Raw genomic sequence first — 12,369 nt, 5'->3', positions numbered from 1 at the left:
AAAATATAATAAAAAGGATGTGATTTTACGTGAATACAAAAATATGGGATGTCAGAAGTTATATTGATGATATAACAACATTTCCAGAGATAGATGATATTAAACAAATTTATCATCAAGGCGGGTTAATAGCTTTGCCTACTGAAACAGTGTATGGTCTCGGGGCAAACGCTTTGGATGATAATGCGGTTAAAAAAATATATCAAGCCAAAGGTAGACCATCAGATAATCCGTTAATTGTACATATTCACAGTCTTGAGCAACTTACTGATTTTACGACAGGTATAACTGGTGAAGTTTATTTACTGATGAAACATTTTTGGCCTGGTCCAATTTCATTTATTTTGCCGTTGAAATCAGGTTATTTATGTTCGAAAGTGTCAGGTGGGTTAAATAGTATTGCAGTAAGAATGCCAAGTCATCGAATTGGTCGTCAAATATTACAATTGGTTGATTTACCTATTGCTGCACCGAGTGCCAATTTAAGTGGCAAGCCATCACCTACTCAATTCGACCATGTTTATCAAGATTTAAATGGCCGTATTGATGGCATTATTAACGGCGATCAAAGTGAGGAAGGTTTAGAAAGTACAGTATTAGATTGTACGTCATTTCCTTTTAAAATTGCACGACCAGGTTCCATTACACAAAAAATGATTGAAGCGGTTATTCCAAATAGTATTGCTGCAACAACAAATTTTGATAGCGAGAGACCTATTGCTCCAGGTATGAAATATAAACATTATGCACCGCAAACACCTATTTATCTGTTAAGAAATTTTCGACACCAACCAAATTACGATAAATTATGGGAGCGTAAAGCATTTATTGTACCAGCAACCTTAAAATCTTATGTGCCGAGTAATGCACAATATATAGAGTTGTGTGATGATGAACAAGATATTAAAACAGCTAATCACAGACTATACGAAATATTACATCTTATAGACAGAAGAGATGATATTGACGAGGCTTATTTGTATGTTTTTGAAGATAAAGACGATACAGCAGCAATAATGAATAGAATGTTAAAAGCGACTAATCAATTATGGATAGATGGAGATACTTTATGAAGATTATTTTCGTTTGTACGGGTAACACATGTAGAAGTCCATTAGCTGAAAGTATAGCTAAGGCTAAATTGGCACATTACACAATTGAATCAAGAGGATTATATGCAAATAATGGCGGGGCAATTTCAACACACAGCCAAGCAATTATTAATAAACAACAATTACCTCAACCAAGCCATACTCAAATGTTTACTGAAACAGATTTGCAAGCTGATTTAATTTTAACGATGTCAACAACGCATAAAGATACAATTAGTTACATGTTTGGTCAGCAAAATCATGTATTCACAATTAAAGAATATGCAGGTTATCAAGGAGAAGTTAGTGACCCGTTTGGTGCGGATGAAGACGCTTACGACGCAGTTTTTGAAGAACTTAATACTTTGATTGAGAAAATAAAAATTAAAATATTAACGCAATAAATTTGTAGAATTAGTATAAGTTATCTGAAAAATACGTTATAATAACTAGGTGTAGCAAGTTTGCTGAATTTATATATTTATATAGTAAATGGTAGAACTTTACACTTTGTATATAATTATTTTCAAAGGGGTGGGAAAATGAAGGAAGATTTGCAGTTATTGCTTAATGAACTCAAAGCGCGTGAATTTTTTGTTGAAGATGAATTGTGCCTGATTGGTTGTTCGACATCCGAGGTCATAGGTGAGCGAATTGGTTCCGTTGGTTCTATGGAAGTAGCAGAAACAATATATAATTTGTTAGCGACTATAGAACGAGAAACAGGCGTGTCTTTCGTATTTCAGGGCTGTGAACATATTAATCGAGCAGTAACTATTGATCGATCCAACTTTGACCCACATACGATGGAAGAAGTTACAGTAGTGCCAGATGTTCACGCTGGAGGTAGTTTAGCTACTTATGCTTATAGTCAATTAAATGATCCAATGGTTGTAGAGACTATTTCAGTACCTAAAGGAATAGATATTGGTCAAACATTAATTGGTATGCATATACAACATGTGGCTATCCCTGAACGTACTAGTGTAAAACGAATTGGTGAAGCGAATGTAACGATTGCATCATCTAGACCTAAGAAAATTGGTGGCGAACGAGCGAAATATAACTAATACAGAAGCGAGGGAATTTACCAATGTCATTTATTCAAAAGCAAGATAAAGAAATTTATGAAGTGATTCAAAATGAATTTAACCGTCAAAACAACAACATCGAGCTTATAGCTTCAGAAAACTTCGTGTCAGAAGCAGTAATGGAAGCACAAGGATCAGTATTAACAAATAAATATGCTGAAGGCTATCCTAACCGCAGATATTATGGTGGTTGTGAATTCGTTGATGTCTCTGAAAGCTTAGCAATAGAAAGAGCTAAACAATTGTTTGGTGCAGAACATGTTAATGTTCAACCACATTCAGGCTCTCAAGCAAATATGGCAGTTTACTTAGTTGCACTTGAACATGGTGACACTGTATTAGGAATGAACTTAAGCCACGGTGGTCATTTAACTCATGGCGCACCAGTTAACTTTAGTGGCCAATTTTATAACTTTGTAGACTATGGCGTTGACAAAGATACTGAAAAAATCGATTACGATGAAGTTTTAAGCATCGCTAAGCAACACAAACCTAAATTAATCGTAGCAGGAGCTTCAGCTTATCCACGAGAAATTGACTTCAAACGATTTAAAGAAATCGCAGACGAAGTAGGGGCTAAATTAATGGTAGATATGGCACATATCGCAGGACTAGTAGCAGTTGGTTTACATCAAAACCCTGTTGAGTATGCAGATTTTGTTACTACTACTACGCACAAAACATTACGTGGGCCTCGTGGTGGTATGATTTTATGTAAGGAAGAATATAAAAAAGAAATTGATAAAAAAATCTTCCCTGGTATTCAAGGTGGTCCATTAGAACATGTTATTGCCGGTAAAGCGATTGCTTTTGGTGAAGCATTACAAGACGAATTTAAAACATACCAAGAGCAAGTCATCAAAAATGCTCAAACTTTAGCATCAACATTGACAAACGAAGGTTTCAGAGTTGTTTCAGGAGGTACTGATAATCATCTTGTAGCAGTTGATGTTAAATCATCAGTTGGTATCACAGGTAAAATTGCTGAAGAAACATTAGATGCGATTGGTATTACATGTAACAAGAACACAATACCATTCGATCAAGAAAAACCATTTGTTACAAGTGGTATTAGATTAGGAACGCCTGCAGCAACTACTAGAGGTTTTGATAAAAAAGCATTCGAAGAAGTTGGAAAAATTATTAGTTTAGTGCTTAAGAATCCAGAAGATGAAAAAACTTTAGAAGAAGGTAAATCTAGAGTGAAGGCATTAACTACAAATCATCCTTTATACAATTAATATTAGGAGGGAAATGAAATGGGCAAGGTTCATGTTTTTGACCATCCATTAATTCAACACAAATTAAGTTATATTCGTGACGTAAATACTGGCACAAAAGAATTCAGAGAATTAGTTGACGAAGTCGGTATGTTAATGGCGTATGAAGTAACAAGAGATTTAGATTTACAGGACGTTGAAATCGAAACACCAGTGACAAAAATGGTAGCAAAACGTTTAACAGGTAAAAAATTAGCGTTTGTTCCAATTTTAAGAGCTGGCTTAGGCATGACACAAGGTATTCTTAACCTCGTGCCAGCGGCTAGAATAGGTCATATTGGATTATATAGAGATCCAAAGACTTTAGAGGCAATAGAATACTTTGCTAAATTACCACAAGATATTGAAGAGCGTGAAATTGTTGTAGTTGATCCTATGTTAGCAACAGGTTCTTCTGCTATAGAAGCAATTAATTCATTGAAAAAACGCGGGGCGAAACATATTCGTTTTATGTGTTTAGTTGCTGCACCTGAAGGTGTAGAAAAGATGAAAGAAGCGCATGAAGATGTAGATATCTACATTGCTGCATTAGATGATAGATTAGACGAACATGCATATGTAACACCTGGTTTAGGTGATGCTGGTGATCGTTTGTTTGGTACAAAATAGTGACATCCAGGAGTGGAGTAAAATGAAGAAAATTATGACTGTTTTTGGCACTCGTCCAGAAGCAGTGAAAATGGCACCTCTGGTCAAAGCATTACAAGAAAGTAATGCTTTGGAGCCAGTAGTCGTAGTTTCAGCACAACACCGAGAAATGTTAGATGGTGTTTTAGATACTTTTAACATTCAACCAGACTATGATTTAGATATAATGACGCAAGGTCAAACATTATCACAAATTACGTCGAAAGTGTTAATGAAGCTCGAAAGTGTTATTCAAGAAGAACAACCGGATATGATTTTGGTACATGGTGATACTATGACCACGTTTGCTGGTAGTTTAGCTGCATTTTACAATCAAGTTCCTATTGGTCATGTTGAGGCAGGATTGAGAACATGGGATAAATATGCTCCGTTTCCTGAAGAAATGAATAGACAAATGGTAGGGGTAATGGCAGATTTAAATTTTGCCCCTACATTTAATGCTGCCCAAAATTTGCTAGATGAAAACAAATCAGAGGAGAGTATTGTAGTAACTGGAAATACAGCGATTGATGCTATGAAAACTACAATAAAAACACACTATGATTCAGCAATTCTCAAACGCCATCCCGGTAAACGTATTGTTTTATTAACTGCTCATCGTAGAGAGAATATTGGCGAACCTATGGAACGTATTTTTCAAGCTGTACGTAATATTGTAGAAACGTATAGCGATGTAGTGGTTGTCTATCCAATGCATAAAAATCCAAAGGTAAGAGCAATTGCAAATCAGTATTTGTCAGGGCATGACAGAATAGAATTAATAGAACCTTTAGGTGTAACTGATTTTCACAATTTTGCAAATCAGTCGTATATTATCCTAACCGATTCTGGTGGCATACAGGAAGAAGCACCTTCACTCGGAAAACCAGTCTTAGTACTAAGAGATGCAACAGAACGACCTGAAGGCGTAGCCGCTGGGACATTAAAAATTGTAGGTACCTCAACAGCAACAATAGAACAAGCGACTAAAGAACTGTTGGACAATCAACAAAGCTATGAAGCAATGAGTGAGGCTAATAATCCGTATGGTGATGGCCAGGCTTCTAGTAGGATATGTGAGCATATTAAACATTATTTTGGCATAATTGATGAAAAGCCAAATTCTTTTGTTTAAATGTGACAATTTTATGTCGACTGCAAAAAAACTTATTTAACAATTTTAATAGAATTGACACGACTTACAGGCTATATTATTATTAAATTTGTATGAGTGGAACGGTTTTCATAATCGAATGAAATAAACGAAATGAGGCACAAAATTGAAACGTTTCTTCATCATTTTCAATCAATATATACAATACTATCTATACTTATTAATTGTATTGATTATTGTGTTTTTTTTCACACTATCACCTTTTATATTGGGACTGATCATAGGTACAGTTGGTTCGTTACTCAATACGATTACTTTCGAATATTACTTAGCGAAAGCTAAGAGGAGTGACACGATACATATTTCTACGGGCAATATTTGGAGATATTTGGTAGCGATTCTAGCTTGTACATTATGGGTCTTTTTTCAAGACAATATCAATATCTTTGGTGTGATTTTAGGTTTAATGATTTCTTATGTTGTGGTCACAATTAAACCGTTTATTCATAAGAAAAAAAACTAGTAAAAGAGAGGTGAAATTGTATGCAACACGACAACCCTCTTGTCAGTTGGAATGTATTTGGTTTAGACCTCGTGTTTAATTTATCATCAATTATGATGTTAATTATTACAGCGATTATTGTATTTGTACTAGCTATTATATGTACACGTAATCTTCAAAAACGTCCAACCGGCAAGCAAAACTTCATAGAATGGGTTTTTGACTTTGTTCGAGGTATTATTGAAAGCAATATGGCATGGTCAAAAGGTGGTCAATTCCACTTCCTTGCAGTTACTTTGATCTTGTTTATCTTTGTGAGTAATATGCTTGGCTTACCATTCTCTATTGTGTCAGGACATACGTTGTGGTGGAAATCACCAACAGCAGATGCCACTGTTACATTAACACTGTCAACGCTAATAATTCTGTTGACGCATTATTATGGTATTAAAATGCGTGGCACAAAGAGTTACTTTGGTAATTACACAAAACCTATTTTCTTATTACCAATCAATTTATTCGAGGAGTTCACTTCAACTTTAACGTTAGGTCTTCGTCTTTACGGTAATATTTATGCTGGTGAATTATTACTTACTCTTTTATCAGGATTAGTAGTTAATAACTTGTTATGGGGTTGGATTATAGGTTTACCAGGTTTAGTTGTTTGGCAAGCATTCTCGATTTTCATAGGTTCAATTCAGGCCTATATTTTCATTATGCTATCAATGGTTTATATGTCACACAAAGTACAAGATAGCCATTAAAAATAAAATTATAAAACAATTTTTAGGAGGATTTATTAATGAATTTAATCGCAGCAGCAATCGCAATTGGTTTATCAGCATTAGGTGCAGGTATCGGTAACGGTCTTATCGTATCTAGAACAGTAGAAGGTGTAGCACGTCAACCAGAAGCACGTGGACAATTAATGTCAATTATGTTCATCGGTATTGGTTTAGTTGAGGCATTACCAATCCTTGGTCTTGTAATTTCATTCATCGTAATGTTCATGTAATTACACTTTAAAAAAGGCGAAGTCGTTTTTTGACTTTCGCCATTCGTTTTTATCTAACAGCAAATAGTTACAATGAAAGAAAGGAGTGTATGAGCTAGTGAATGCGATGACAAATACATTAGTATTAGGTGCAAGCCAAGCTAGTGGTGTTCAGTGGGGTACGATCATTGTTACCTTAATTACTTTTCTTGTTTTATTAGCATTATTGAAAAAGTTTGCATGGGGTCCTTTAAAAGAAGTTATGGACAAACGTGAACGTGATATAAATAAAGACATTGATGATGCTGAACAAGCTAAATTAAATGCACAAAAATTAGAAGAACAAAATAAACAAACTTTAAAAGAAACACAGGACGAGGTTCACAAAATACTAGAAGACGCAAAAGTACAAGCACGTCAACAACATGAAGAAATTATCAATGAAGCTAATGTACGCGCAAATGGCATGATTGAAACAGCACAAAATGAAATCAACAGCCAAAAAGAACGTGCAATTGCGGATATTAATAATCAAGTGTCTGACTTGTCGGTACTAATTGCATCTAAAGTATTACAAAAAGAAATTAGTGACCAAGATCAAAAAGAACTAGTTGCTAAGTACCTTAAAGAGGCAGGGGATAAATAATGGCTATTGTAGCTAACAAGTATGCTAAAGCATTATTTGACGCTTCTAAAGATGCAGAAATACTAGATAGTGTTTATGACGAGTTTTCAATAATCCATGAGGCTGTACAATCTGAGATTCCTAATTTAGTAGCAATGGATCAGGATCCTCAAATAGATGGTCATCATCGTCGTAGAATCGTAGGTATTGTATTTGGTAATTCTAATCAATACATACAAAATATGCTGATGATTCTTGCATCTAATCGTCATTTAGGGCTAATCGATAAAATTTATAATGCATTTACTCAACAATACAACGAATTTTACAACCGTGATTATGCAGTAGTTGAATCTGTATATGAATTGTCAGAACAAGAGTTATCAGAAATCGAAACAATAATCACAAATAAAACACAATTATCTAAAGTCATTCTTTCAAATGAAATTAATCCTGCTTTAATTGGTGGAATTAGAATTAATGTAGGTACAAAAGTAATGGACGCAAGTATACAAAATGATCTTGCACAATTAGAAAAACATTTCAAAAGAGTGAACTAATAAATATTAAAGGAGTGACATAGATGGCCATTAAAGCTGAAGAAATTAGTGCATTATTGCGCTCACAAATTGAAAACTATGAGTCAGAAATGTCTGTTACGGATGTTGGAACTGTACTTCAAATTGGTGACGGTATTGCATTAATTCACGGACTAAACGATGTTATGGCTGGAGAATTAATAGAATTCAAAAGTGGTGTACTAGGTTTAGCACAAAACTTAGAAGAATCTAACGTCGGTGTTGTTATTTTGGGACCATATCAAGATATCAAAGAAGGGGACGAAGTAAAACGTACAGGTCGTGTTATGGAAGTTCCTGTTGGTGAAGAAATGGTTGGTAGAGTAGTTAACCCATTAGGTCAACCAATTGATGGACAAGGCCCAATTAATACCTCTAAAACAAGACCAGTGGAGAAAAAAGCTACTGGTGTAATGGATCGTAAATCAGTTGATCAACCTTTACAAACTGGTATTAAAGCGATTGATGCCTTAGTACCTATTGGTAAAGGACAACGTGAATTAATTATTGGTGACCGTCAAACAGGTAAAACAACATTAGCAATTGACACTATTTTAAACCAAAAGAGCGAGAATACTATTTGTATTTACGTAGCAATTGGTCAAAAAGATTCAACAGTACGTGCGAATGTTGAGAAATTACGTCAAGAAGGCGCATTAGACTATACTATCATTGTTTCAGCATCAGCTGCAGACCCAGCGCCAATGTTATATATTGCACCTTATGCAGGAGTGACAATCGGCGAAGAATTTATGTTTGATGGTAAAGACGTATTAATTGTTTATGATGATTTAACAAAACAAGCAGCAGCTTATCGTGAATTATCATTATTATTACGTAGACCACCAGGCCGTGAAGCATACCCAGGTGATGTCTTCTACTTACATAGTAGATTACTCGAAAGAGCAGCAAAATTAAACGATGACTTAGGTGGCGGTTCTATTACTGCATTACCTATCATTGAAACACAAGCTGGCGACATTTCTGCGTATGTTCCAACAAACGTTATTTCAATTACAGATGGTCAAATTTTCTTACAATCTGATTTATTCTTCTCAGGAGTTAGACCAGCAATCAATGCTGGACAATCTGTATCTCGTGTAGGTGGATCAGCACAAATTAAAGCAATGAAAAAAGTTGCAGGTACGTTAAGACTCGACTTAGCTTCTTATCGTGAATTAGAATCATTTGCACAATTCGGTTCAGATTTAGATGAATTTACTGCACAAAAATTAGAACGTGGTAAACGTACAGTAGAAGTGTTGAAACAAGATAAAAACAACCCACTACCTGTTGAAAACCAAGTATTAATTATTTTTGCATTAACTAAAGGTTATTTAGACGATATCCCAGTAGCAGATATTACTCGTTTTGAAACTGAATTTAATCAATGGGCAAAATCAAATGCTTCATCATTACTTGATGAGATTAGAAATTCAGGTGGATTACCAGAAAACGAAAAATTTGAAGCTGCGATTAATGAATTTAAAAAGAGCTTTAGTCAATCACAATAATTAATATAAGCTACAAAAGGTGGTGAGATAATGGCATCTCTTAAAGAGATTGATACACGTATAAAATCTACGGAAAAAATGAAACAAATTACTAAAGCAATGAACATGGTTTCAAGTTCAAAACTACGTCGTGCTGAAAGTAATACAAAACAATTTGCTCCGTATATGGAAAAAATGCAAGATGCGATTACTGCAGTTGCTGGAGCTAATAAAAACTCTAGTCATCCAATGTTACAACAACGTGAAGTTAAAAAGAGTGGCTATTTAGTTATTACAAGTGATCAAGGTTTAGCTGGTGCATATAATGCTGGTGTATTAAAAAACTTGTTGAATGATATAAAAAGTAAACATGAACGAGCAGATGAATATGAAATTTTAGTACTAGGTCAAACGGGTGTTGATTTTCTCAAAAACAGAGGCTATGAAGTAAAAGGTTCAATCGTTGATATTGCTGACCAACCATCCTTTAAATCTGTTCAAGCGATAGCTAAAAAGGCTATTGATTTATATGGAGATGAAGAAATCGACGAATTAAACATTTACTTTAGTCATTTTGTCACTGTATTAGAAAACAAACCATCTAAGAAAACTGTCTTACCATTATCTCCAGAAGATTCCAGTCTAGGACATGGTCAAATGTCATCATATGAATTTGAACCAGACAAAGAATCTATATTGAGCGTTATTTTACCACAGTATGTGGAAAGCTTGATTTATGGCACAATACTTGATGCTAAAGCAAGTGAACATGCAGCACGAATGACTGCAATGAAAAACGCAACAGATAATGCAACAGAACTTATCGATGATTTATCACTCGAATATAATAGAGCTCGTCAAGCAGCTATCACACAACAAATTACTGAAATTGTTGGTGGCTCAACTGCACTTGAATAGAATAATAAAGGAGGAAAATTAACATGGGAGTAGGCCGTGTAACGCAAATTATGGGTCCAGTCATTGATGTTCGTTTTGAACATAATGAAGTGCCAGCAATTAACAATGCCTTAGTTCTAGATGTAGAAAAAGACAATGAAACAACAAGTTTGACGTTAGAAGTAGCGCTTCAATTAGGCGACGATGTGGTCCGTACAATTGCAATGGATGGTACAGAAGGTGTTAAACGTGGCACTGAAGTAAAAGATACTGGCAATAGTATTAGTGTACCTGTTGGTGATGCGACACTTGGAAGAGTGTTTAATGTATTAGGTGACACAATCGATTTGGATGAAAAAATTGATGATTCAGTACGTCGTGACCCAATTCATAGAGAATCACCTGCATTCGATCAATTATCTACGAAAGTAGAAATATTAGAAACAGGTATTAAAGTTGTAGATTTATTAGCACCGTATATTAAAGGTGGTAAAATCGGATTATTTGGTGGTGCAGGTGTAGGTAAAACTGTACTTATTCAAGAATTAATTAATAACATCGCTCAAGAGCATGGTGGTATTTCAGTATTCGCAGGTGTAGGTGAACGTACACGTGAAGGTAACGATTTATACTTCGAGATGAGTGATAGTGGCGTTATTAAAAAGACAGCGATGGTATTCGGTCAAATGAACGAGCCACCTGGTGCACGTATGCGTGTAGCACTTTCAGGCTTAACTATGGCAGAGTACTTCCGTGATGAAGAAGGTAAAGATGTATTATTATTCATCGATAATATCTTCAGATTTACACAAGCTGGTTCTGAAGTATCAGCTTTATTAGGTCGTATGCCTTCAGCCGTAGGTTATCAACCAACATTAAGTACAGAAATGGGTCAATTACAAGAACGTATTACATCAACTACGAAAGGTTCGGTAACTTCTATCCAAGCAGTATTCGTACCTGCCGATGACTATACCGATCCAGCTCCAGCAAACGTATTTGCTCATTTAGACTCTACAACAAACTTAGAACGTAAATTAACAGAAATGGGTATTTATCCAGCGGTTGACCCACTTGCTTCTACATCAAGAGCGCTTGAACCATCAGTTGTTGGACAAGAGCATTATGATGTAGCACGACAAGTACAATCAACACTTCAAAAATACCGTGAATTACAAGACATTATTGCAATTTTAGGTATGGATGAATTATCCGAAGAAGATAAAAGTACAGTTGAACGTGCACGTAGAATTCAATTCTTCTTATCACAAAACTTCCACGTTGCTGAACAATTCACAGGACAAAAAGGTTCTTATGTTCCAGTTAAACGAACTGTTGAAGACTTCAAAGATATCTTAGAAGGTAAGTATGATCACATTCCTGAAGATGCTTTCCGTCTTGTTGGTAGTATGGACGACGTATTAGCAAAAGCAAAAGATATGGGTGTTGAAGTTTAAAATTAGGAGGTAAGGATAATGAACACATTAACCCTAAATATTGTCACTCCTAATGGTGCTGTATACGAACGTGAAGACATTGAACTTGCTGTATTACAAACTACAGCTGGCGAAATAGGTGTCATGTGGGGACATATTCCTACAGTTGCAGCATTAAAAATCGGCTATGTCAAAGTGAATTTTGATAGTGGTTCAGAATATATTGCAGTGAGTGAAGGCTTTGTTGAGGTTAGACAACATAAATTATCAGTTATTGTACAAACTGCAGAACGTGCGAATGAAATAGATGTCGCTAGAGCACAATTAGCGAAATCAAAAGCAGAATCGCACTTGGCTAATGAAGACGACAACAGTGATATCTATAGAGCAAAACGCGCGTTAGAACGTGCAAATAATAGATTACGTGTCGCTGAATTACAATAAATTAATAAAGAGGTTGGGACAATATTAATTTGTTCCAACCTCTTTTCATTTTGGCAGTAGCTGACTGCATTGAAAATGCGCTTCAAAGCAAGCTTGTTTCAACGCTAGTCATCCTTGCCGGAGTGGGACGACGAAATCATTTTTTCAAAATCTTATTTCTGTCCCACTCCCTTTATATTTTAGAGTTACAAAATTAT

15 protein-coding genes are annotated in these 12,369 nt (G+C 35.2%); all 15 read left to right on the top strand.

Annotated elements, in window-relative coordinates; genetic code table 11:
- Positions 1 to 29: 29 nt before the first annotated feature.
- The 15 genes from JVU85_RS07565 to JVU85_RS07495 all read left to right on the top strand — a co-directional run bounded on the left by JVU85_RS07565 (position 30) and on the right by JVU85_RS07495 (position 12,172).
- On the top strand, positions 30 to 1,073 hold the full coding sequence (locus tag JVU85_RS07565) for an L-threonylcarbamoyladenylate synthase (RefSeq protein ID WP_204172258.1): 1,044 nt from the start codon (positions 30 to 32) through the stop codon (positions 1,071 to 1,073).
- The gene (locus JVU85_RS07560) at positions 1,070 to 1,495 is read left to right on the top strand and encodes a low molecular weight protein arginine phosphatase (protein ID WP_021458998.1); all 426 of its coding nucleotides are present in this window, start codon (positions 1,070 to 1,072) and stop codon (positions 1,493 to 1,495) included. Before JVU85_RS07565 ends, JVU85_RS07560 begins: the two co-directional genes overlap by 4 nt.
- A 138-nt stretch (positions 1,496 to 1,633) precedes the next feature.
- A complete protein-coding gene (locus JVU85_RS07555; RefSeq protein WP_021458997.1) occupies positions 1,634 to 2,161 on the top strand; it encodes a TIGR01440 family protein in 528 nt (175 codons plus the stop codon).
- A 23-nt stretch (positions 2,162 to 2,184) separates the two neighbouring features.
- The gene (locus tag JVU85_RS07550; protein WP_021458996.1) at positions 2,185 to 3,423 is read left to right on the top strand and encodes a serine hydroxymethyltransferase; all 1,239 of its coding nucleotides are present in this window, start codon (positions 2,185 to 2,187) and stop codon (positions 3,421 to 3,423) included.
- Positions 3,424 to 3,441: 18 nt separating this feature from the next.
- The gene (upp, locus tag JVU85_RS07545) at positions 3,442 to 4,071 is read left to right on the top strand and encodes a uracil phosphoribosyltransferase (RefSeq protein WP_002510319.1); all 630 of its coding nucleotides are present in this window, start codon (positions 3,442 to 3,444) and stop codon (positions 4,069 to 4,071) included.
- A 22-nt stretch (positions 4,072 to 4,093) separates the two neighbouring features.
- Complete coding sequence (gene wecB / locus JVU85_RS07540) at positions 4,094 to 5,224, top strand: non-hydrolyzing UDP-N-acetylglucosamine 2-epimerase (RefSeq protein ID WP_204172257.1); 1,131 nt, start codon at positions 4,094 to 4,096, stop codon at positions 5,222 to 5,224.
- A gap of 145 nt (positions 5,225 to 5,369) precedes the next feature.
- Positions 5,370 to 5,726: an ATP synthase subunit I gene (locus tag JVU85_RS07535; RefSeq protein WP_112369269.1), complete on the top strand. Its 357-nt coding sequence runs from the start codon at positions 5,370 to 5,372 to the stop codon at positions 5,724 to 5,726.
- A 20-nt stretch (positions 5,727 to 5,746) separates the two neighbouring features.
- On the top strand, positions 5,747 to 6,469 hold the full coding sequence (gene atpB, locus JVU85_RS07530; RefSeq protein ID WP_002510316.1) for a F0F1 ATP synthase subunit A: 723 nt from the start codon (positions 5,747 to 5,749) through the stop codon (positions 6,467 to 6,469).
- 38 nt (positions 6,470 to 6,507) lie between these two features.
- Positions 6,508 to 6,720, top strand: coding sequence for a F0F1 ATP synthase subunit C (atpE, locus tag JVU85_RS07525; RefSeq protein ID WP_002510315.1), 213 nt, complete (start codon positions 6,508 to 6,510; stop codon positions 6,718 to 6,720).
- Between the two features lie 106 nt (positions 6,721 to 6,826).
- Entirely contained in the window at positions 6,827 to 7,345 is a 519-nt protein-coding gene (locus JVU85_RS07520; protein WP_031266549.1) for a F0F1 ATP synthase subunit B, read from the top strand.
- Positions 7,345 to 7,884, top strand: coding sequence for a F0F1 ATP synthase subunit delta (locus tag JVU85_RS07515; RefSeq protein ID WP_103388817.1), 540 nt, complete (start codon positions 7,345 to 7,347; stop codon positions 7,882 to 7,884). The genes JVU85_RS07520 and JVU85_RS07515 overlap by 1 nt, the downstream gene beginning before the upstream one ends.
- 23 nt (positions 7,885 to 7,907) lie before the next feature.
- On the top strand, positions 7,908 to 9,416 hold the full coding sequence (gene atpA, locus JVU85_RS07510; protein ID WP_107373938.1) for a F0F1 ATP synthase subunit alpha: 1,509 nt from the start codon (positions 7,908 to 7,910) through the stop codon (positions 9,414 to 9,416).
- Positions 9,417 to 9,446: 30 nt separating this feature from the next.
- A complete protein-coding gene (atpG, locus tag JVU85_RS07505; RefSeq protein WP_002510311.1) occupies positions 9,447 to 10,313 on the top strand; it encodes an ATP synthase F1 subunit gamma in 867 nt (288 codons plus the stop codon).
- Between the two features lie 23 nt (positions 10,314 to 10,336).
- Positions 10,337 to 11,749 (top strand): F0F1 ATP synthase subunit beta, encoded by a 1,413-nt coding sequence (gene atpD / locus JVU85_RS07500; RefSeq protein ID WP_002510310.1) that lies wholly within the window; start codon positions 10,337 to 10,339, stop codon positions 11,747 to 11,749.
- A gap of 18 nt (positions 11,750 to 11,767) precedes the next feature.
- Positions 11,768 to 12,172 carry a F0F1 ATP synthase subunit epsilon gene (locus JVU85_RS07495; RefSeq protein WP_002510309.1) on the top strand — a complete coding sequence of 135 codons (405 nt, stop codon included), beginning with the start codon at positions 11,768 to 11,770 and terminating at the stop codon, positions 12,170 to 12,172.
- The last annotated feature ends 197 nt before the right edge of the window (positions 12,173 to 12,369 follow it).

Origin of the sequence: Staphylococcus sp. GDY8P72P, assembly GCF_016890655.1 — a bacterium.
In the GTDB taxonomy this organism is placed as follows: Bacteria; Bacillota; Bacilli; order Staphylococcales; family Staphylococcaceae; genus Staphylococcus; species Staphylococcus arlettae.
Note: the sequence above shows the minus strand (reverse complement) of the source record. Positions and strands in the feature narration are given on the sequence as shown.